22 protein-coding genes are annotated in these 21,868 nt (G+C 53.1%); 4 read left to right on the top strand and 18 right to left on the bottom strand.

From position 1 onward, the window contains the following. Positions 1–4: 4 nt before the first annotated feature. The 17 genes from FDX11_RS19730 to FDX11_RS19650 all read right to left on the bottom strand — a co-directional run bounded on the left by FDX11_RS19730 (position 5) and on the right by FDX11_RS19650 (position 14,974). The gene (locus FDX11_RS19730) at positions 5–883 is read right to left on the bottom strand and encodes a phosphotriesterase-related protein (protein WP_042311962.1); all 879 of its coding nucleotides are present in this window, start codon (positions 881–883) and stop codon (positions 5–7) included. After that, complete coding sequence (locus FDX11_RS19725) at positions 880–2,106, bottom strand: phosphopentomutase (protein WP_061381009.1); 1,227 nt, start codon at positions 2,104–2,106, stop codon at positions 880–882. The genes FDX11_RS19730 and FDX11_RS19725 overlap by 4 nt, the downstream gene beginning before the upstream one ends. Continuing rightward, positions 2,106–3,269, bottom strand: a complete 1,164-nt coding sequence (locus tag FDX11_RS19720) for a YhfX family PLP-dependent enzyme (RefSeq protein WP_137398413.1) — start codon at positions 3,267–3,269, stop codon at positions 2,106–2,108. Before FDX11_RS19720 ends, FDX11_RS19725 begins: the two co-directional genes overlap by 1 nt. Positions 3,270–3,352: 83 nt before the next feature. After that, positions 3,353–3,715: a hypothetical protein gene (locus tag FDX11_RS19715; RefSeq protein WP_061381007.1), complete on the bottom strand. Its 363-nt coding sequence runs from the start codon at positions 3,713–3,715 to the stop codon at positions 3,353–3,355. Positions 3,716–3,730: 15 nt separating this feature from the next. Beyond that, positions 3,731–4,636 carry a GntR family transcriptional regulator YhfZ gene (gene yhfZ / locus FDX11_RS19710; RefSeq protein ID WP_042311951.1) on the bottom strand — a complete coding sequence of 302 codons (906 nt, stop codon included), beginning with the start codon at positions 4,634–4,636 and terminating at the stop codon, positions 3,731–3,733. 165 nt (positions 4,637–4,801) lie between these two features. Beyond that, the gene (gene trpS / locus FDX11_RS19705; protein ID WP_042311949.1) at positions 4,802–5,806 is read right to left on the bottom strand and encodes a tryptophan--tRNA ligase; all 1,005 of its coding nucleotides are present in this window, start codon (positions 5,804–5,806) and stop codon (positions 4,802–4,804) included. Then, entirely contained in the window at positions 5,799–6,557 is a 759-nt protein-coding gene (gph, locus tag FDX11_RS19700) for a phosphoglycolate phosphatase (RefSeq protein ID WP_079225883.1), read from the bottom strand. The genes trpS and gph overlap by 8 nt, the downstream gene beginning before the upstream one ends. Beyond that, positions 6,550–7,227 carry a ribulose-phosphate 3-epimerase gene (gene rpe, locus FDX11_RS19695; protein ID WP_003023561.1) on the bottom strand — a complete coding sequence of 226 codons (678 nt, stop codon included), beginning with the start codon at positions 7,225–7,227 and terminating at the stop codon, positions 6,550–6,552. Before rpe ends, gph begins: the two co-directional genes overlap by 8 nt. A gap of 17 nt (positions 7,228–7,244) precedes the next feature. Next, complete coding sequence (dam, locus tag FDX11_RS19690) at positions 7,245–8,081, bottom strand: adenine-specific DNA-methyltransferase (protein ID WP_137361508.1); 837 nt, start codon at positions 8,079–8,081, stop codon at positions 7,245–7,247. Positions 8,082–8,198: 117 nt separating this feature from the next. Then, complete coding sequence (damX, locus tag FDX11_RS19685; RefSeq protein WP_042311943.1) at positions 8,199–9,494, bottom strand: cell division protein DamX; 1,296 nt, start codon at positions 9,492–9,494, stop codon at positions 8,199–8,201. A 96-nt stretch (positions 9,495–9,590) separates the two neighbouring features. Next, positions 9,591–10,679 carry a 3-dehydroquinate synthase gene (aroB, locus tag FDX11_RS19680; RefSeq protein WP_061381003.1) on the bottom strand — a complete coding sequence of 363 codons (1,089 nt, stop codon included), beginning with the start codon at positions 10,677–10,679 and terminating at the stop codon, positions 9,591–9,593. A gap of 57 nt (positions 10,680–10,736) precedes the next feature. Then, on the bottom strand, positions 10,737–11,258 hold the full coding sequence (gene aroK / locus FDX11_RS19675; RefSeq protein ID WP_003023552.1) for a shikimate kinase AroK: 522 nt from the start codon (positions 11,256–11,258) through the stop codon (positions 10,737–10,739). A gap of 405 nt (positions 11,259–11,663) precedes the next feature. Beyond that, positions 11,664–12,899, bottom strand: a complete 1,236-nt coding sequence (gene hofQ / locus FDX11_RS19670; RefSeq protein WP_170975621.1) for a DNA uptake porin HofQ — start codon at positions 12,897–12,899, stop codon at positions 11,664–11,666. Then, positions 12,814–13,227, bottom strand: coding sequence for a HofP DNA utilization family protein (locus tag FDX11_RS19665; protein WP_061381002.1), 414 nt, complete (start codon positions 13,225–13,227; stop codon positions 12,814–12,816). Before FDX11_RS19665 ends, hofQ begins: the two co-directional genes overlap by 86 nt. Continuing rightward, the gene (locus FDX11_RS19660) at positions 13,217–13,672 is read right to left on the bottom strand and encodes a hypothetical protein (RefSeq protein ID WP_137398411.1); all 456 of its coding nucleotides are present in this window, start codon (positions 13,670–13,672) and stop codon (positions 13,217–13,219) included. The genes FDX11_RS19665 and FDX11_RS19660 overlap by 11 nt, the downstream gene beginning before the upstream one ends. Continuing rightward, positions 13,656–14,195, bottom strand: coding sequence for a PilN domain-containing protein (locus tag FDX11_RS19655; protein ID WP_137398410.1), 540 nt, complete (start codon positions 14,193–14,195; stop codon positions 13,656–13,658). The genes FDX11_RS19660 and FDX11_RS19655 overlap by 17 nt, the downstream gene beginning before the upstream one ends. Then, positions 14,195–14,974, bottom strand: a complete 780-nt coding sequence (locus FDX11_RS19650) for a type II secretion system protein GspL (protein ID WP_137398409.1) — start codon at positions 14,972–14,974, stop codon at positions 14,195–14,197. Before FDX11_RS19650 ends, FDX11_RS19655 begins: the two co-directional genes overlap by 1 nt. Before the next feature lie 120 nt (positions 14,975–15,094). Here FDX11_RS19650 and mrcA point away from each other — a divergent pair, with 120 nt between their 5' ends. Further along, on the top strand, positions 15,095–17,647 hold the full coding sequence (gene mrcA, locus FDX11_RS19645; protein ID WP_042311928.1) for a peptidoglycan glycosyltransferase/peptidoglycan DD-transpeptidase MrcA: 2,553 nt from the start codon (positions 15,095–15,097) through the stop codon (positions 17,645–17,647). Between the two features lie 56 nt (positions 17,648–17,703). On the opposite strand, the gene nudE is transcribed toward mrcA, so the two are convergent. After that, entirely contained in the window at positions 17,704–18,264 is a 561-nt protein-coding gene (gene nudE, locus FDX11_RS19640; protein ID WP_038634868.1) for an ADP compounds hydrolase NudE, read from the bottom strand. A 322-nt stretch (positions 18,265–18,586) separates the two neighbouring features. Here nudE and igaA point away from each other — a divergent pair, with 322 nt between their 5' ends. The 3 genes from igaA (at position 18,587) to hslR (ending at position 21,865) form a co-directional block, all read left to right on the top strand. Next, on the top strand, positions 18,587–20,722 hold the full coding sequence (gene igaA, locus FDX11_RS19635; protein WP_137398408.1) for an intracellular growth attenuator protein IgaA: 2,136 nt from the start codon (positions 18,587–18,589) through the stop codon (positions 20,720–20,722). A gap of 62 nt (positions 20,723–20,784) precedes the next feature. Beyond that, complete coding sequence (gene yrfG / locus FDX11_RS19630) at positions 20,785–21,453, top strand: GMP/IMP nucleotidase (protein ID WP_042311923.1); 669 nt, start codon at positions 20,785–20,787, stop codon at positions 21,451–21,453. 10 nt (positions 21,454–21,463) lie between these two features. Continuing rightward, positions 21,464–21,865 (top strand): ribosome-associated heat shock protein Hsp15, encoded by a 402-nt coding sequence (hslR, locus tag FDX11_RS19625; RefSeq protein WP_003837900.1) that lies wholly within the window; start codon positions 21,464–21,466, stop codon positions 21,863–21,865. Positions 21,866–21,868: the final 3 nt, after the last annotated feature.

Below are 21,868 nucleotides of genomic sequence, written 5' to 3'. Positions count from 1 at the left end.
GTCCTTATTGGAAAAATTGTGAGGGGTTATCACGTAACATCGTGTCCACATCGGCCTGGCTGAATCCTGACTGGCGCAACTGTGGGATAAAAGTGGTTAACAGATAGTCATAGCCATTGCCGCCATTGGCTTTTAAATGCGAGCGGCGGGTAATGTCCATAGAGAGCATCACGCGATTTAGCAGCCCACGATTGCGTAGCGCGTGCAGCATGCCAATGCGTTTCTCGTCCGGGTAATAGTTGTTTTTACCGATGGTATCGAACTGCACATACGCGCCGAGATCGATCATGCGTAAAATATTGTCGAGGTTATCTTTCAAATCGCAGTGACCAACGGTTACGCGAGAAAGGTCAACGCCGTACGTCCTCAGCAGGGTCAGTTGTTCTAATCCCATGGTGCTAAAAGAGGTATGGGTCGAAATGGGGCGTCCGGTTTCGTTATGCGCGCGCGCTGCGGCGATAAACACCTTCTCTTCAAGCGGCGTAATCACTCCTTCACTGGAGCCGATTTCCGCGATAATTCCAGCCTGCAACTCAGTGCCATCGATACCGATGATAATCTCATCGATCATCTCTTGCGCGAGCTGTTCCACGCTACGGGTCGCAACATGCTCGGGAAAAAAAGCATCCTGATAATAGCCTGTGCAGGCCATCACGTTGATGCCGGTATCGCGCATCAGGTCGAGCATGAATTGCGGATTACGCCCCATATAGCGGTTGGTCATCTCAATAATGTTGCTGACACCTAACGCCCGGAGATCCTTCATCTCCTGGCAAATGAGGTCGTACTGATCTAACCGGCAATCAAGGTTATTCTTGAACCCGGAGAGATCGATATGCAGATGTTCGTGAACCCAGGTGTAACCCGTCGGATCAAAACTCATAAGATGTCCTCTTTAAGCCGTAATGCCGAAAGAAAAGAGCTGCCGTTTTGTGGTAACGACGCGCCGAAAAATTCGCACACCGTAGCGCCAACATCGGATAACGTCGCCCTAATACCTAATTGTGCTGGCTCCAGCCCCTGCCGATACACCAGAACCGGTACAACCTCTCGGGTATGATGACTGTGCCCAATGGTCGGATCGTTGCCGTGATCGGCCATGACCACCAGACAATCATTTGGATCCATAGCGGCCAGAAGGCGCGAAAGATTAAGGTCAACAACCTGCAACCGTTCGGCATAACGCGCCGTGTCTTCAGCGTGTCCGGCAAGATCGGTTTCCTGAATGTTGGTACAGATAAATACCGTCGGCTCCGCGTTAAATTCGTTAAGGGTGATATCCATGATCTGCTGGCTATCCACCAGGTTTTGCCAGCTGCGCCCGTGCGGATTGCCAACGATATCCGCCACCTTACCGACCAGCACGGTAGGGATTCCGGCTTCATGAAGTTTTTGCGGAACCTGCACCTGCTCATCTACGCCGTAACCCATATGCCGGACCTGAAAACCGTTGTCATAAGCGCCGGAGCGTGGGGCGCTTATACCGATAAAGCGTCCTTCTTTGGTCTCAGCGGCATCCAGAATGCGCTGACTGTCCGTAAGCAGCCCACCAAACGCGATCACGCGCCCAACCTGTACCTGCTCACGTACCACGCGGCCAATTTTCAACACCTCATCAAACGGCATAACAGCAAGATTGGCGGTAACGTTATAGACCTGTCCTAAATCCGCTTCGAGGTTATCCCCTACCGCCACCGCGTCGTTAATCCACAGAAACGACAGGTCGCTACCACGCCTTTCCACCTGCCAGCCTGCGGCTTTCAACGCTTGCTCAACACCATCGATGACGTCGTTAAACGGCATCCGCAACGGCGCCTGAGGACGTGTACCCAGGATCTCCTGATGACCCATAAAGGTATCGCCGCCTTCATGCTGCAACTGTGCAACGCCCCAGACTGCCGATGCTGAAGGTTTCATCACCCCCGGCGCAAAGCCCAGGGCGTTAATCAGTCCCAACTTTTCCAGCGTTGGCAGCTGTAGCTGCGGGAACTCGCTCAGGATATGGCCACAGGTATTCGCTCCGGCATCCTGCGGCCTGACCAGCGTGACGTCTTTCATTGCGCCAACGCCAAAGCTATCAATAACCAACACCACGAATCGGGCCATTAGTCCTCCAGGATATTGCCAAGACTGTCGTAGCGGGCGACGATTTCAGCCGCGTTACGCTGAATACCGGACACCAGCACGACGTCGCTACGCGTCACGAAGATCTGTGTGCGAAAACAGAAGATCACCGCGCTGCTCACCGGAAACTCACCGGCCACAGGCAGGTAGTAGTCAATGCTGCTGTCATCCACGGGTTTCAGCGTTGCGGCGATCGGCGCACCGCTTTCTGGCGTAAAGACCAGCGCGTTTTGCGCATGGCCGCGACGGTAATACCCCCCGCCGTAGCAATAACTGTCTCCACGAAAATTGTGCGAAACCTCGCTCAACCACAGCATCGCGATGCGTTCAGGCTGGTCGCCTTTTTGGTTGGAAGGGATAGTGCCGGTCAACGCATGGCCCGGCTCGGCGTGGGTGACGCCATATTCCGCCAACAGGGGTAACGACGTGCAACTACTGGCTGACGGCGCATTAAGTTGCTCAATGGCAATTCCGGCTTCCTCCAGCTGGTGTCGGGCACTCACCAGGGTATGCAGGTTAGGTGTCGGCACCGTCTGCGCTGTTTTTTCATCCCATAGCAGGCAGGGAAAATGGGTTAACCCGCTCAGGCGCAGACCCGGCAGTCTGCGGATTTCATTGACCACATCCGTCAGATACGCCAACGGAAAACCACTTTCCTGCCCCGGATAGAGAAAATCATCCTTGTCATACACCTTCAACATCACGTTCTGTTCACAGCCGGCTTTCACCGCGGCAGCCGAGACTTCGCGCGCTTTTTCTAACGAGAACAGCGTGATAACCTCGGTCCCCTGCGCCACAGCCTCATTGACCAGTCGCGACGGGATCTGCACCAGATGACCCTGATGCGCAACCGGTAACCCGGCACGGCGCATGACGCGACTCTCTTTGTAATCCACAACCACAATGCCTTCATAGCCTAGCTGCAACAGCTTGTCCGCCAGCCAGGGGTTGCGTCCAACCTGTTTGGTCATCAGATACAGCGAAATGCCATGTTGCCTGGCGACATCCAGCAGGCGTTTGCCATTCTCAATAACCTGGTCAACATCAATGACCCAACTGTCAGGTGCGATTTTTCCCTGCTGCCATAACGCGATAGCGGCCGAGATCAGCGCGGGGTTCTGGCGTTTCAATGCCTCTATAAACATTTCTCTGCCTCGTTTCTAATCCTTCAGTTAAATATTCATTTTTTTGAATATTTAGGGTGCGCTAAGCTAATTCTTCATTGATTTCAGACGCCTTCGTTCGCCGCCATCCACAATCCATACAGGTTCGCCAGCATGTAACCTTCCTCATTAGCGTGCGGCGTCACCGTAAACTCTTTCAGCAGCGCCTGATGAACCAGCAAAATAGTTGGCCAGAGAGGCGATTGCGCCATCTCCGCCAAAATCTCACCGTCCAGCGCTTCAATCACTTCGCCCTGGCGGCTGCGCATCAACGCGCTCGCCATATGGGTCATCGCCATAATCCCTTGCTCGCTATGAACCGGCAAACGCCACTCTTCATCCAGCCGTCTGATCACCTGCAGCATGCCGCTACAAATATCCTTGTCGATAACGCCCGCTTCACACAGCAGGTTAAGCCTGTTTTCCATGTCGTTCGCCTTTACTTAATAGCTGGGTTCCTGTTCACCGTTCGCCACACGTTGTTGGTGGGCAAGCAGTGCTTCTTTATTCACAACGGCTCGCAGAAGCTGCTGCATCGGATAATCCTCCGCCCGGGTTAGTATCACGGCCTCTGTGGCCCGAAGAAACCGCGCATCGTTGGTGAGCGGCGTGGCTTCTAACCCCAGTACAGCCAGCTCAGCCTCCGCAACCACGTTCCAGATAACCGCATCGACATCGCCTTTCGCAATGCGCTGCAAGCTCTCGTGATAGGGCATATCGATCAATTCAACATTACGGTCGCCAAAACAGGCCTCGGTCATGATTTTCTGATCCGCCGAGCGGTTATCGAGTCCGACTCGTTTTACCGCTGCGGATTCACCCTTGCGGCAAATCAGTTGGTGCTCGCCAACGTAGGTATGCGGTCCCAGCGCCAACGTGATGCGCAATCCATCCTGAGCGAGATAACTTTCCGCAGCCAGCCGGGAAACCACCGCCATGTCGTAGACGCCGTTCAACAGGCATTCCACACGAATATCAGCCCCGCGCATATGCGCGTAATAAAACGGGATCCCCTCGAACTGCGCCTTTAGCCCACTCGCCAGCCCTTCATATAAACGGGTATAGGGCAGCGGCATTGCGCAGACGACGTTATTAATATCCACATGCTTGAGCAGCGCACGATTATCCATCTCCACCAGATAGCTACCGTTCCGCCCACGACGCTCGATACGGATCGCCCCCGAGGATTCCAACGTTTTCAACGCAGCTTGGGTTAATCCTACCGATGAGTGACACTCAGCAGCCAATTCATCTATCGTTTTCAGTCGGTTACCGCACTTCTCACCGAGCAGGTAACGGGCCAGGGTTGTCAGCACAACCCCCTCTTTCTTAATAAATGTCCGACGCATTTTATATTTTCAGTAAATTGAATATTTATATCTTCATTAAAATGAAGATATAGCGCAATGGGGAAATATGCAAACGGCGAGACGGTTCACATTTTTTGAGATTTACCAACAAGCAGGCGAAAAAAAACCGGGCGAAACCCGGTTTCTTCAACAACGCAGAGAACATTACGGCCTGGCGACAAAACCAATCGCTTCGTAAACGGCTTTCAGCGTAACAGACGCGCGTGCACTGGCTTTTTCCGCACCTTCTTTCATCACTTTCTGCAGGAATGCTTCATCGTTACGGAAACGGTGATAACGTTCCTGAAGCTCGGTCAGCATACCGGAAACGGCCTCTGCGACTTCGCCTTTCAGATGACCATACATTTTGCCTTCGAAGTGCTGTTCCAGCTCCGGAATACTCTGGCCAGTGACGGCAGAGAGGATATCCAGCAGGTTAGAAACGCCCGCTTTTTCTTTCACGTCGTAACGCACAACAGGCGGCTCTTCCGAGTCGGTCATCGCGCGTTTGATTTTCTTAACCACAGATTTCGGATCTTCCAGCAGGCCGATCACGTTGTTGCGGTTGTCATCCGACTTGGACATTTTCTTCGTCGGCTCCAGCAGCGACATCACGCGTGCGCCGGATTTAGGAATGAACGGTTCCGGTACTTTGAAGATGTCGCCATACAGCGCGTTGAAGCGCTGGGCGATATCGCGGCTCAGTTCCAGATGCTGTTTCTGATCTTCGCCAACCGGTACCTGGTTGGTCTGATACAGCAGAATGTCCGCCGCCATCAGTACCGGATAATCAAACAGACCGGCGTTGATGTTCTCTGCATAACGCGCGGATTTATCTTTGAACTGAGTCATACGGCTCAGCTCGCCGAAATAGGTGTAGCAGTTCAGCGCCCAGCCTAACTGTGCGTGTTCCGGTACGTGAGACTGAACGAAAATGGTGCTTTTTTCAGGATCGATCCCGCATGCCAGGTACAGCGCCAGCGTATCCAGCGTTGCTTTACGCAGTTGCTGAGCATCCTGACGAACGGTAATGGCATGTTGGTCAACGATGCAGTAGATGCAATGGTAGTCATCCTGCATGTTCACCCACTGACGCAGCGCACCCATATAGTTGCCAATGGTCAATTCACCTGAGGGCTGTGCGCCACTAAAAACGATGGGCTTAGTCATTTTTCGATTCCTGATTTTCGCTATGCGGAAGCCCGAGAGCGGGCAGTAGTTCATTAATGCGGTCGGACATGACATCGGGCTCGCTCAAGGCGATAGACTCACCATAGTTGTAACCATACGTCAGACCAACGGACGGACAACCAGCAGCCTTAGCCGCCTGAATATCATTACGAGAATCCCCTACGAAGAGCATTTGCTCGGGCTTAATGCCAAGCTTGCTTGCCACCAGCAGTAGTGGATCCGGGTGTGGTTTTTTATTCTGCACGTCGTCACCACCGATGACCACGCTGAAGTATTTGGCGATATCTAACGCCTCGAGCAATGGCGCGACAAACGGGGTTGGTTTGTTGGTCACCAGACCCAGCGGCAAACCTTTAGCATGCAACGCGCCCAGCGTGTCGGCAACATCAGGGAACAGGAATGTCCCCTCTTCTGCGACATCGCCGTAGTACCTGTCGAACAGCTTACGCAAAATACGTACCTGTTCCTCGGCGGGAATATCATCATCAACGGGGGGCTTACCCATCGTTTTACGTAATGTCGCGCGCTCCTGACGAGACCACGCCAGCGCGCGCTCCATCAGTACATCTGCACCATTACCAATCCAGGTGATAACACGCTCTTCACCAGCAACCGGCAGTTCCAGCGCATACAGCGCCATATCCACCGCGGCGGCTAATCCCGGCGCGCTGTCAACCAACGTGCCGTCGAGGTCAAAGGCAACGCCCCGAATATCCTGAAACTTATCCATGACTTACCTTCGCCAGTTCATTGCGCATTTCATCAATGACTTTTTTGTAGTCTGGTTGGTCGAAAATAGCGGAACCTGCAACAAACATATCTGCACCCGCCGCTGCGATTTCACCAATATTGTTCACCTTGACGCCACCATCAACTTCCAGGCGGATGTCATAGCCAGATTCATCAATACGACGACGCACTTCACGCAGCTTATCCAGCGTTTGCGGGATGAAAGACTGTCCACCAAAGCCTGGGTTAACGGACATCAGCAGGATCACATCCAGCTTATCCATGACGTAGTCCAGGTAGCTCAAAGGTGTTGCCGGGTTAAACACCAGGCCCGCTTTACAGCCATGCTCTTTGATCAGTTGCAAGGTACGATCAACGTGCTCGGAGGCTTCCGGATGAAAAGTAATGATGCTGGCGCCAGCGGCGGCGAAGTCCGGGACAATACGATCGACCGGTTTCACCATCAGGTGAACATCAATCGGGGCGGTGATGCCATATTTACGCAGCGATTTCAGCACCATCGGGCCGATGGTCAGGTTCGGTACGTAGTGATTGTCCATAACGTCGAAGTGTACTACATCGGCACCGGCAGTCAGCGCTCTCGCGGTGTCTTCACCCAGGCGGGCAAAATCAGCCGACAGAATTGAGGGGGCGATCAAATACTGTTTCATCCGCTTCTCCTTGAGAATTATTTTTTCGCAGGCGTTGCGACTCCTGGTTTATACAGCGCCAGCAGTTCGTTCACCTTTTTACGCGTGCCGCCATTGCTGCTGATGCTGCGCCGCACTTTGACCTGAAAATGTTTCGCTGCCCGGTACCACTCACGGGTATCGGGCGTGTCATGGTTCGAAATTAACACCGGGATCTGCTTACTGACCAGCTTTTCTGCCATCTCGGCCAAATGCGCCTGCTCTTTCGGACTAAAGCTGTTGGTATGATACGCGGTGAAATTTGCCGTCGCCGAAAGCGGTGCATAAGGCGGGTCACAATAGACTACGGAGTTGGTATCCGCACGGTCCATGCACTCTTCATAGGAGAGGCAATGGAACTCCGCATTCTGCGCTTTTTCAGCAAAATGGTACAACTCGGCTTCCGGGAAGTAAGGTTTTTTATAACGACCAAACGGTACGTTAAACTCACCGCGCAGGTTATAACGGCACAACCCGTTGTAACCAAAGCGGTTCAGATACAGGAATAGCACTGCGCGGCGGAATGGATCCTGGCAGGCATTAAATTCTTCCCGAAACTGGTAGTACACCTCAGCCTGATTAGTTTCTGGCATAAACAGCTCGCGCGAAGCCTGCACGTACTCATCGGTGCGGGTCTTCACGATGTTATAGAGACTGATGAGGTCGCTGTTGATATCGGCAAGAATATAACGAGAAAAGTCGGTGTTGAGAAACACCGACCCGGCCCCTACGAAGGGTTCAATCAGGCACTCACCCTGGGGTAAATGCCGTTTGATATCATCAAGCAGGGGGTATTTTCCCCCTGCCCATTTCAAAAAAGCGCGATTTTTTTTCATGCTGACTAACTAATTACACCTTCTCCGGCTGTGGAGAAAGCTCCGACAGCATCCTGCGCTTTAGTCTTTGTCCCGCAATTGGGCGAAACAGCAAACCATTGCAGAACATATCCTATCTTACTTCAAATCGGCCTGAACCTGGTGCAGCGGTTTTGCCCACGGATTTTTCGCCTGAATGTCGGCGGGTAACGTAGACACTGCACGTTTTGCATCTTCTTTAGACGCATACACACCCGTCACCAGAACATACCACGGTTGACCGTTGCGCGTCGTCTGATACACCACGTAGTTCTTCAGGTTTTCTTTCTTCGCCCAACCGTTCAGGTTGTCGTAGTTAGAAGAACTGCTGAGCTGCAGCGTATAATGACTGGACGGCGCAGATTTTAACGCACCAACATTCCCTGTGCTTTTCGCTCCGCCAGCAACAGGCGTTGCCGTCGCGGTTGGCGCAGGAGTTGCGGTCTGTGCAGGTGTCGTCGTCGCGGTTGCTTTCGGTTCTGCTGTCGCTTTTGGCGCAGCGGTTACCACAGGCGCTTTGGTTGTGGTCGTCGGCGCAGTCGCGGTTGGTTTTGCCTGAGCAACAGGTTTTGGCTCTGTCGTCGTCGCTTTCACCGTGGTCTGCGGTTTGCTCTTCGGCTCAATGACGGCCTGTTTACGTTCCTGGTGCGTAGCAGCAGGACGTTCAACCGTTTCCGTTTTCGCAGTCTGGCGCGCAGCAGTACCATTACGAACTGGTGCGACGGTCGCAGGTTCGGTCGGCAACGTAGAGTTCACCACGACGTTGTTAACCTGCTCCTGACCTTGCGGTTGCGTCAGCGCATTGTTCAGATCGCCCTGCACTTCAACACGCTGCTGGCCTTCAGTTGCCGCAGGCGTCTGCCCTTGAGTTGGGGTAGAGGAAATCGGCGGCAAGGAAACATCCTGCTGGGTATTGCCCGCAGTCTGCTCTGCGCCCGTTGCAGGCGTATTCGTGTTCGCCTGATCCGTCGCATTGCTGCCAGAAAGATCGATGCTCTTCTCGCCAGACGCAGTCTGTTCACTGGAAGAAGATGAGGGGGCTTTCAGCGCAGAACCAATACCGATGATCAGAAGCAGCAGCACCAGAACACCGACACCCATCATCATATACTGACGAGAGGCAGGTTTACTGACCGCTTTCTTACGCTTGCGCGGACGACGTTCTACACGCTCTTCATCCACCGCATCGTCATCAGATTCATAGTCTTCCTCGATGTCCCGCTCTTCTTCACGCTCTTTACGTGCGCGCGCAGGACGGCGATCGTCAGCATCCAGATCAACATCATCAAAATTGATTTGCGGCTCATTATCGCGTTCAGACGATTGACGAGAACGACCAGTACGACGATCGCTGGGATCGGGTTTCAGCTCGTCTTCTGGTTTGAATTCATCCATTTAACACCCCACTCAAAGGTTAATGCTTACAACTTTGCACGTAACCTGAAGCTAAAAGACCTACGTTTTGCAACGTACGTCGGACCTTTCTTGTTGTTACGCCTGCTGGCAATCAGCAATAGCGTTAAGAACCACCTCGTGCGACACTCCGCCGCGCACTTCACTCTTCCCTATTGCCCGCGGAAGCACTAAACGAATCTCTCCCGCTAACACTTTTTTATCTCGCAGCATGTGCGGCAAATAAGCCTCGGTAGACATTTCACGCGGCCCATTAACCGGTAAGCCTGCTCGCTGTAGCAGCGTAATAATGCGCTGCGTATCCGCGGAGGTAAACTGACCCAAACGTTCTGACGTACGAGCAGCCATTACCATACCTGCTGCGACGGCTTCACCATGTAACCAATTGCCATAACCCATTTCAGCTTCGATTGCATGGCCGAACGTGTGTCCCAGATTCAGTAAAGCACGTAAGCCCATTTCGCGCTCGTCTGCTGCGACAACTTCTGCTTTCAGCTCACAACAACGGCGAATACAGTACGCCATTGCCGGACCGTCCAGACGCAATAACGCGTCCAGATTGTCTTCCAGCCAGTTGAAAAACTCACCGTCAAGAATGATGCCGTATTTGATGACTTCCGCCAGCCCCGATGCCAGCTCACGCGCAGGAAGCGTTTTCAGGCAATCGAGATCCACCACCACGGAGGCTGGTTGGTAAAACGCGCCAATCATGTTTTTACCGAGGGGATGGTTTACGGCAGTTTTGCCGCCAACGGAGGAGTCGACCTGCGACAAGAGGGTTGTCGGGACTTGAATGAAACGAACACCGCGCTGATAACTGGCTGCCGCAAAACCGGTCAGATCGCCAATCACGCCGCCGCCAAGTGCGACTAACGTGGTATCACGACCGTGCGGTTTTTGCAGTAACGCGGTGAAGACCGTGTCCAGAACCGTCAGGCTTTTATACTGTTCGCCATCGGGAAGGATAACGCTATCAACGTTAACACCCGCCTGTTCAAGTACGCCGCGAACCTTATCGAGATACAGGGGAGCCAGGGTTTCGTTGGTCACCAACATAACCTGATCGCCCGATTTCAGCGGTAAGAATGAAGCTGGCTCATTGAACAAACCAGCCGCGATGGTGATAGGGTAACTACGTTCCCCGAGAGTGACTGTGATCCTCTCCATTACGCGACATCCACCTTAGTTACTTGTACCCGCAGACGAGTGTGTATTCGGCCAGAATTAGTTGCTTTCCAACATGTGAATAATCTGGTTTGCTACGACTTTTGCGCTCTGATCGTCAGTGCGAATGGTCACGTCTGCAATCTCTTCGTACAGAGGATTGCGTTCGTCAGCCAACGCTTCCAGAACTTCACGAGGCGGTGATTCTACCTGCAGCAGCGGGCGTTTCTTGTCACGTTGAGTACGCGCAAGTTGTTTTTCAATTGTCGTTTCAAGATAGACCACGACGCCACGCGCGGAGAGACGGTTACGTGTTTCACGTGATTTTACAGAGCCACCGCCAGTTGCCAGCACAATACCCTGTTTTTCCGTCAACTCGTTGATGACTTTTTCTTCGCGATCACGGAAGCCGTCTTCACCTTCTACATCGAAGACCCAGCCCACATCAGCTCCGGTTCGTTTCTCAATCTCTTGATCAGAATCGTAAAATTCCATATTGAGTTGTTGAGCTAACTGCCGCCCAATAGTGCTTTTTCCGGCACCCATAGGCCCAACCAGAAAGATATTGCGTTTCTCTGCCATTTTTTCGGTACTACTAAGACTATTCGTTAATGGTAAACCCGCTTCGCAGACACCCAGCGCAGCAGGACATGAACTGAAACCTCATAAGATATTGCGAGAGTCAGACTGAAAATTATCTCAATACTCAAGCGGGTTTGGCAACTGAATAAATCACCAAACCCTACGCATTTCTGGTCGTGACAGGCATGCAGCCCTGCAAACATCAGACCTGGCGACGTATCGCGCAGTCAAATGACGGCTAAATAAGCCTATGACACACCACCAGAAAGGCAAAGCGTATTCATTGCCGCACAAGTAAAGAAAAGTACCGACGCTCAAATCGGTACTCCTTGTATGCTAAATACACCCCCACGTCAAATCCCTGAAACGTGTTCAGTGCAAAAACAACGGTTTTTCATGCATAAGTTATTCCGTTGACACCAGTCTGGGCGTAATAAAGACCACTAACTCCCGACGTTCATCTTCTTTTCCATCGTGACGAAAAAGAGAGCCAAGCCAGGGGATGTCGCCTAACAACGGTACGCTGTCAGCCGCAGATTTATTTTTATGTGAAAAAATGCCGCCCAACGCGATCGTCTCTCCGCTTTTTACCTCAACCTGTGTTTCAATTTCCTGCTTATCGATAGCCAGAACTTCACCATCAGCTTGTTGTAGCACCTGCCCGGGAACATTCTGGCTAATATGCAGTTTCAACCTGATTCGACCTTTCTGCAAAACAGTGGGCGTAACCTCCATCCCCAGGACCGCTTCTTTAAACTCGACGGATGTCGCCCCGCTTTCTCCGCTGGAGACCTGATACGGGATCTCGCTGCCCTGCTTAATACTGGCAGGTTGCAGATGAGAAGCCAGTAATCGCGGGCTGGCGATGATATCAAGCTGCTGTTTTTGCTCCAGTGCCGACAACTCCAGTTCCAGTAACCGACCGTTAATACGACCAATATTAAATCCCACACCGGATGTCGCCGCGGGCACCGAAAGATCGCTGGCAAGCGTGGTGACATTCCCCACCGCCCCCGGTTGTTGCGCTTCAGCCAGCGACCATTTAACCCCCAGCTCGCGCAAACTTTTTTCATTAATCGTGACGATATGCGCCGCCAGTTCGACCTGTTCAACGGGTAGATCCATTTGCGCCACCCATTTTTCCAGCGCGTTAAGCACCACGCTATTATCACGCAGCAGTAAGCGGTTGGTTCGTTTATCAACCGTCATGCTGCCTTTGGCGCTCAGCAGCTTCTCTCCAGCTTTTGCCAACTCGGCGGCGTCAGCGTATTGCAAAATGATGTTGCGTTGTTCCAAAGGCAGGCTGGCCTGAATCCGCGCCTGTTCATTTTCCTGGCGGGCCGCATTTTCACTCTGCCATTGCACAGAATGCACATGCAGAATGTTGCCCTCCTGACGTAGCACCAATCCGGCGCTTTTCACGACCGTTTGCAATGCCTGCTTCCAGGGCACATCGGTCAGATGAAGTGACAGCACCCCGCCAACATCCGGTGAAACCACCAGGTTTTTCTTTTCTTGTTCCGCCAGGGCCTGCAAAACCTGCACAACAGGCACATCATCCACCACCAGCGTTACGTTTTGCGGTTTTCCCGCCAGCTCGCCGGGCACCACGACCAGCAGCATCATGGCTATCCATCTCATCCATCGATTCATTTATCGCTCCCTGTCGTTGCCACTGCCATTGAGCAGGCTCGCAGCTTTTCTCTGTGTTGAGAGTTAAGCTTTCAGCCGTTATCTGCGAAATCGTCCAGCCGTTTTTCAGGACGTCGTTTCGCTCAACTCGCCGCCATTTGTGCTGCCCATCCTGCACGATGCCGATCGGTCGCTCACCCACGCTCACCATGCCCTGATAGCGCCACGTCGACAGCTCGGCTATCTGGCAAGGATCTTCCGGCGGTAAGAAGGGATTGCGCATACCGGTCAGGATCAGCACGCTAATGCACGCCAACAGCCAGCGTTCAACCGTCATTCAGATGTTCCAGCTGTAGCGTTAACAGCAGTTCAGCGCCTTCTACACTGAGAGAAAACCGGCTGACGTTCATCCCTTGTTCCGCCAGTTGGGCAAACATCGGCGGGATAGCATCCCACGCTGGCCTCAGCGTCATCTCCCCGCCCTTAATGGTGGGTTGCCAGTGAACAAGACGTGCAAGGGGGGTCTGAAACAGCAGCGGGGAAAACGGAGTAAACGTTTCTTCAGACTCTGCTGGCGATGACGCCAGCAGATATAGGTTTCGCCATTGCGTCTCAATGGCAGTACGTTGCTGGTTCAGCGCCTGTTGTCGCATACCCCGCTGCCTGGTGGCGGGGTGAAGACATAGCGCTACCATCATAAGCAGCCCTAAAATCCAGCCGCATGCGCACATAAATCGAAAGCGCGGCGACTGCGCCAGCCAGGCATCACAGAGCGTTATCATGCGTGTCACTCCGCGTCAGACGATAGTGGAATTGCCAGCGCCCTTGGGCATCCTGCTGCGTTTCGCCGGGGCGATTTAACGCAAACCACGGCTGCTGGCGTAATTGAGTTTCCAGTGACTTAAGGGCGGCAAAGCTCAACGTATTTCCGGTCAGCTCCAGCGTCCCTTGCTGCCAGGTCATTTTGGTTAACCACGCCTGTTCCGGGAGTAATTCCGCCAGCTGTTGCAGAATCTGTTGCCAGCTTTGGGTCTGGTCACGCTGTTTGTTTCGCGCTTGTACCTGTTGCCATTGTTGCAGACGCTGCTGCAAACGAGGCTTTAGCGCCGTCAGCGCCGCTATGCGTTCATTTTCAGCCTCTACCAGCAGGAGTTCGACCCGGTTTTCCATGCTAAAAACACTGGAATAAATTAACGTCACGCCAATGCTCAGCAGCAGCGAAGCGCCAAAGAAAACCCCCCAGTAGCTCAAACAGGCATACCGTCGTGTCTGACGCCAGGGCAGAAGATTGATGGTCGCTATCATCAATACGTTCCTCCCATGGCCAGTCCCAATGCAATGGCAAAGCGGTGACTTTGCGGTGGAATTGGCGGCTGGCGAACGGACACGACGTTTAACGGATCGAATCCGCTGGGGTCGCATAGCGCAATGGCTGCCGGGGAAAGAGATAACGTCGCGGCGAGTTCGTCGAGACGGCTAATATCGCTCGTCAATTTTCGCCCCCATGACGAGCGGGTCGCCCATAGCCACTGGGTATCATCACGCCATACCAGACACTGTTGATCTTCGGGTAAATAAGGAATAAATCGTTGTAAGGCGCTGGCGTCCGGCGTAATCGCTTTAACCTGTACTTTCAGCGTTTGTATTAACGTCAGCAGCGTTGAAATCTCTTTGCTTTGCGCGGCGGTGACGTTAAACGCCGGGTTCAACGTGTCTTCGCTATAATCAAAATGCAGCGCATCCGGCGACATATCCAGTTCACGCGCCATCGAACCGGACAACCATGCGGTTTGCTCTGGCTCGCGCAAGGATATTGCCGGGCGAGGAAACTTTTTTTGTAACGTCCTATTGGCGGGAAAGGAGAGATGAATATGATGTCGGCGAGGAAGCTCACGGCTCCACGGCAGTAGCGTTGCGACAAGCTGTTCAGGCTCGCGAATGTGGCCATCAACGATAACCTGAGGTGCCAGCGGCATACGCCACCAGCGCTGTAGAAACCAACCGGTCGCGTCGCGAACGACAGCGGCAGCCAGCGCTTCATGTTGCTGAATATGCAGACCAATTTTCCAGATATTGAAAGCCATTGCTGATGATCTCCTTATCACCCGTTGCTTTAACGGGTATATCAATGCGTCTGGCTTGCCTTTATACTACCGCGCGTTTGTTTATAAACTGCCCAAATGCCACTAAATGGGAAATCTCCAGTGAAGTTCGTAAAGTATTTATTAATCCTTGCAGTATGTTGCATCCTGCTGGGAGCAGGCTCGATTTATGGCCTCTATCGCTATATTGAGCCGCAATTACCTGACGTCGCGACGCTCAAAGATGTGCGTTTACAGATCCCGATGCAGGTTTACAGCGCTGACGGCGAGCTGATCGCGCAATATGGCGAGAAACGTCGAATCCCGGTCACGCTGGATCAGATGCCGCCAGTGATGGTCAAAGCTTTTATCGCCACAGAAGACAGCCGCTTTTATGAGCACCACGGGGTAGACCCGGTGGGGATCTTCCGTGCTGCCAGCGTCGCATTGTTCTCCGGTCACGCTTCACAAGGGGCGAGTACTATTACCCAGCAGTTGGCGAGAAACTTCTTCCTGAGCCCGGAACGTACGCTGATGCGTAAGATCAAAGAAGTGTTTCTGGCGATCCGCATTGAACAATTGTTGAGTAAAGATGAGATCCTCGAGCTGTATCTGAACAAGATCTACCTGGGGTATCGCGCCTATGGCGTGGGTGCTGCCGCACAGGTCTATTTCGGTAAGACGGTCGATCAGCTCAGCTTAAGTGAGATTGCAGTGATTGCCGGTCTGCCAAAAGCGCCGTCAACCTTCAACCCTCTCTATTCGATGGACCGTGCCACCGCGCGACGTAACGTCGTGCTGTCGCGTATGCTGAGTGAAAACTACATTACGCAGGCCCAGTACGATCAGGCGCGTAATGAAGCCATTGACGCCAACTACCACGCGCCGGAAATCGCCTTCTCTGCGCCGTATCTGTCTGAGATGGTGCGCCAGGAGATGTATAACCGCTATGGCGAGAAAGCCTATGAAGACGGGTATCGCATCACCACCACCATTACGCGCAAAGTGCAGCAGGCGGCTCAGCAGGCAGTACGTAACAACGTGATGGATTACGACATGCGCCACGGCTACCGCGGCCCGTCAAACGTGCTGTGGAAAGTGGGCGAAGGCAGTTGGGACAGCAAAAAAATTACCGATACGCTGAAAGCGCTGCCAACATATGGGCCACTGTTGCCGGCGGTTGTCACCAGCGCCAATCCGCAGGAAGCCATTGCCGCGCTGGCGGATGGTACGTCAGTGTCATTACGGATGGATGGCATGCGCTGGGCGCGTCCTTACCGCTCGGATACCCAGCAAGGTCCGACACCGCGTAAAGTGACAGATGTGGTACAGGCCGGTCAGCAAATCTGGGTACGCCAGGTTGGCGATGCCTGGTGGCTGGCGCAAGTGCCGGACGTTAACTCCGCCCTGGTTTCTATTAATCCGCAAAACGGCGCGGTGCTGGCGTTGGTGGGTGGTTTTGACTTCAACCAGAGCAAGTTTAACCGTGCAACCCAGGCGCTACGCCAGGTGGGTTCCAACATCAAACCATTCCTCTATACCGCCGCGATGGATAAAGGTCTGACGCTGGCGAGTATGCTCAACGACGTGCCGATCTCCCGATGGGATGCCGGTGCCGGTTCCGACTGGCAGCCGAAGAACTCACCGCCGCAGTATGCTGGTCCTATCCGTTTACGTCAGGGTCTGGGCCAGTCGAAAAACGTAGTGATGGTCCGTGCCATGCGCGCCATGGGCGTGGATTACGCGGCAGAGTATCTGCAACGTTTCGGCTTCCCGGCACAGAACATTGTGCACACCGAGTCGCTGGCGCTGGGTTCCGCCTCGTTCACGCCAATGCAGGTGGCGCGCGGTTACGCGGTGATGGCGAACGGAGGTTTCCTGGTCGATCCGTATTTCATCAGTAAGATCGAAAGCGATATGGGCGGCGTTATCTTCGAAGCGAAGCCAAAAATTGCCTGCCCGGATTGTGATATCCCGGTGATTTATGGCGATACCCAGAAATCTAACGTGCTGGAAAACAGCAATGTAGAAGATGTCGCTGTCTCGCAGGAACAGCAGAATGCTGCCGTGCCTATGCCGCAGCTTGAGCAGGCGAATCAGGCGTTGGTCGCGCAAAGTGGAACGCAGGAGTACGCTCCGCACGTGATCAACACGCCGCTGGCCTTCCTGATTAAAAGCGCGCTGAACACCAATATCTTTGGTGAACCCGGCTGGATGGGAACTGGTTGGCGTGCCGGTCGCGATTTACAGCGTCATGATATCGGCGGGAAAACCGGGACCACCAACAGTTCGAAAGATGCATGGTTCTCCGGTTACGGGCCAGGCGTAGTGACGTCAGTATGGATCGGCTTTGATGATCATCGCCGCAATCTGGGTCACACGACAGCTTCCGGGGCGATCAAAGATCAAATCTCCGGCTATGAAGGCGGCGCGAAGAGCGCACAGCCTGCGTGGGATGCTTACATGAAATCCGTGCTGGAAGGCGTGCCTGAGCAGCCGTTGACGCCGCCGCCGGGTATTGTGACAGTCAATATCGATCGCAGTACCGGTCAACTGGCGAGCGGCGGTAACAGCCGTGCAGAGTATTTCATTGAAGGTACTCAGCCAACGCAGCAGGCGGTACACGAGGTAGGGACAACCATTATCGATAATGGTGAGACACACGAACTGTTCTGATCAAAAAAGGCGCTTCGGCGCCTTTTTTATTGTTTGTGTATTTAGCGGGATAGATATTAAAGCCGGCCCTGCCCTTTCAGCCATTCGCGTACGAGGAACAACGCGCTCACATTGCGCGCTTCGTGGAAATCAGGATCCTCCAGCAAATCCATCATATGCGCGAGTGGCCAGCGTACCTGCGGTAATGGCTCAGGTTCATCCCCTTCCAGCGATTCAGGATAAAGATCCTCTGCCACCACAATGTTCATCTTGCTGGAGAAATAAGATGGCGCCATGCTGAGTTTCTTCAAAAAAGTCAGATCTTTCGCGCCAAATCCCACCTCTTCTTTCAGTTCCCGATTCGCCGCCTCAAATACGCTTTCACCGGGATCAATTAATCCTTTGGAAAAACCCAGTTCGTAGGACTCGGTCCCGACCGCGTATTCGCGGATAAGGATCAGGTGGTCATCCACAATCGGCACAATCATTACCGCTTCACGCGTGGAGGGCCGCATACGTTCATAAACGCGGCGTACGCCATTGCTGAACTCAAGGTCCACGCTTTCGACCTTAAACAGCCGGGATTGGGCGACGGTTTCCACTTTCAAAATCGTGGGTTTTTGTAATGATTTGCTCATTGTGAGGATCTTTGCTGTGAAATCTGGGGTCATTGTGCGATATACCGCACGGTTTCGGCAACGTGAATTGCCGTTTATTTACATTTATGTAACGTACTAAAAGTTAATCCCTATTTCAAATTAAAAGTCAATAGGTTGAAATAACTCTAGGAATTTGCTGATATTCCATTTTTAGTGATTTTGCTATGATTCGCATTTACTGGACTGCGCTTTAAGATGCTCAAGTTCAACTCCACACTTGCCGATAGCCAACTAAAGAATCACGAATATTGAACAGGGTGCGACTGACCACGCCTGACAGACTAAGTAAGATGGGGAAAGCATGAGCACCATTCTGATTTTTTTAGCTGCTTTGCTGGCCTGCTCATTGCTCGCAGGGTGGCGACTCAGAACGAAATCCAGACGGAAAAATTTACCCTTGAGCAACGTCTTTTCAGACGCCGCGAAGCGTAAACTTACGCCTGAAGAACGCAGCGCTGTCGAAAACTATCTCGAAAGCCTTAGTCAAATTCAGCAAGTACCGGGTCCAACGGGTGCCAGCTCTGCGCCGGTATCGTTAACGCTGAATGCCCAAAGTAACAGCGTCATTGTGCTTACGCACGCGATTACACGTTACGGCATTACCACCGACGATCCTAACAAATGGCGCTATTATCTTGATTCCGTTGAGGTGCATTTGCCGCCTTTTTGGGAACAATACATCAATGACGAAAACAGCGTTGAGCTGATCCACACCAATACGTTGCCGCTGGTTATTTCGCTAAACGGCCACACGCTGCAGGAATATATGCAGGAAGCGCGTGGCTATGCGTTACAGCATACCGCCTCTACCCAGGCGTCCATTCGCGGTGAAGAAAGCGAACAAATCGAACTACTGAATATTCGTCAGGAAACCCATGAAGAATATGCGCTCAGCCGCCCTTCTGGATTACGCGAAGCGTTACTGATTGCCGCATCATTCCTGCTGTTCTTTTTATGTTTAATCATCCCGGATACGTTTGTGCCGTGGGCAGTCGGTGGCGCGGTGCTGTTGCTGGGTGCAGGTCTGTGGGGGCTGTTCGCTCCGCCATCTAAAACCGCCCTGCGAGAAATTCATTGTCTGCGCGGGACACCGCGTCGCTGGGGATTGTTTGGCGAGAACGACCAGGAGCAAATTAACAATATCTCTCTGGGTATTATTGATCTGATCTACCCCCCTCACTGGCAGCCATACATTGCGCAGGATCTCGGTCAGCAAACGGATATCGATATTTATCTCGATCGCCACGTTGTTCGCCAGGGGCGTTTTTTATCCCTGCACGACGAAGTTAAAAATTTCCCGTTGCAACACTGGCTACGCAATGCCGTTATCGCAGGCGGTTCGCTGCTGGTGCTGCTGATGCTACTGTTCTGGATCCCGTTAGATATGCCGATAAAATTCACGCTTTCGTGGATGAAAGGTGCACAGACTATCGAAGCCACCAGCGTGAAACAGCTTGAGAACGCGGGCGTCCGCGTGGGGGACACGCTACACCTGAGCGGCACAGGTATGTGTAACATTCATACCCAAGGGAGCTGGAATACACAGCCCGCCACGCCGTTCATGCCTTTTGATTGCACGCAAATTATCTGGAATGACGCGCGCGCGCTACCGCTTCCTGAATCCGATCTGGTGAATAAAGCCACCGCGCTCACGCAGGCCGTAAACCGCCAGTTGCACCCCAAACCGGATGATGATTCCCGCGTCAGCGCGTCGTTACGTTCGGCAATCCAAAAGTCCGGCATGGTGTTACTGGACGATTTTGGTGAAATTGTCCTGAAAACAGCCGATTTGTGCGCAGCCAAAGATGAATGCGTACGCTTAAAAAATGCGCTGGTTAACCTCGGTAACAGTAAAGACTGGGCTGCGCTGGTGAAACGCGCTAACGCCGGAAAACTGGATGGCGTAAACGTATTGTTGCGTCCAGTAAGCGCAGAGTCGCTGGATAATCTGGTGAATACCTCTACGGCGCCGTTTATTGCACGCGAGACAGCGCGTGCGGCCCAGGCGCTGAATAGCCCTGCCCCTGGCGGTTTTTTGATTATCAGCGACGAAGGCAGCGATCTGGTGGATCAGCCCTGGCCGTCGACCTCTCTGTATGACTACCCGCCGCAAGAACAGTGGAACGCCTTCCAGCGTCTGGCTCAGATGCTAATGCAAACACCATTTCGCGCGGAGGGGATTGTCACCAATATCTCTACCGACGCCAACGGTACTCAGCACATTGGCCTGCACCGAATCCCGGATCGTTCAGGATTATGGCGCTACCTTGGCACGACGCTGCTGATGCTCTCCATGCTCGGATGCACTATCTATAACAGCGTTCAGGCATTCAGACGCTACCAGCGCCATCGTTCGCGCATCGCGGAAATTCAGAGCTACTACGAAAGTTGCCTCAACCCAACGCTGATTGACGACCCGGAAAGCCTGATTCGATAACACGCTCGCGCGCCAGGATATGCTACCCTGTCGCGCATCATGTTTTCTTCTGGGGAGTTTCCATGCATATCAATATTGCCTGGCAGGATGTCGACACTGTGTTGCTGGATATGGACGGCACGCTACTCGATCTGGCATTCGACAATTATTTCTGGCAAAAACTGGTGCCGGAAACCTACGGCGCGAAGCAGGGCATCTCTCCCCAGGAAGCCCAGGACTATATTCGCCAGCAGTATCATGCCGTGCAGCATACGCTAAACTGGTACTGCCTGGATTACTGGAGCGAGTGCCTGGATCTGGATATTTGCGCCATGACAACGGAACAGGGACCACGCGCCGTTTTGCGTGAAGATACCGTACCGTTTCTTGATGCTTTGAAAGCCAGCGGCAAACGCCGTATTTTGCTCACCAACGCACATCCGCATAATCTCGCGGTAAAACTAGAGCATACCGGTCTGGCCTCGCACCTTGATTTATTACTTTCCACCCACACATTTGGTTATCCCAAAGAGGATCAGCGGTTATGGCACGCTGTGGCTGAAGAAACGGGAATGAGTGCAGAGAAGACGCTGTTTATTGACGATAGCGAACCCATTCTCGACGCCGCTGCTCTGTTCGGCATTCGTTACTGCCTCGGCGTAACCAATCCCGACTCAGGTATTGCGGAAAAACAGTACGCACGCCATCCGTCATTGAATGACTACCGCCGACTGATCCCCTCACTGATGTGAAGGAGACGCCATGAAAGAAAAGCCCTCTGCTGAAGTCAGGCTGGATAAATGGCTATGGGCTGCGCGCTTTTATAAAACGCGTGCGCTGGCCCGCGAAATGGTTGAAGGCGGTAAGGTGCATTACAACGGCCAGCGCAGTAAGCCGAGCAAGATTGTCGAGCTGAACGCCACCCTCACCCTGCGCCAGGGAAATGACGAGCGAACGGTCATTATCAAGGCCATTACCGAGCAGCGTCGCCCGGCCACGGAAGCCGTTACGCTGTATGAAGAAACCGCGGAAAGCGTGGAAAAACGCGAAAAAATGGCGCTGGCGCGTAAACTTAACGCGTTAACCATGCCGCACCCGGACAGACGACCGGACAAGAAAGAACGCCGCGACCTGTTACGATTTAAACACGGCGACAGCGAGTGACTG

Source organism: Citrobacter sp. wls714 (assembly GCF_005281025.1).
GTDB lineage: Bacteria > Pseudomonadota > Gammaproteobacteria > Enterobacterales > Enterobacteriaceae > Citrobacter > Citrobacter werkmanii.
This window is presented reverse-complemented; position numbering and strand designations above follow the sequence as displayed.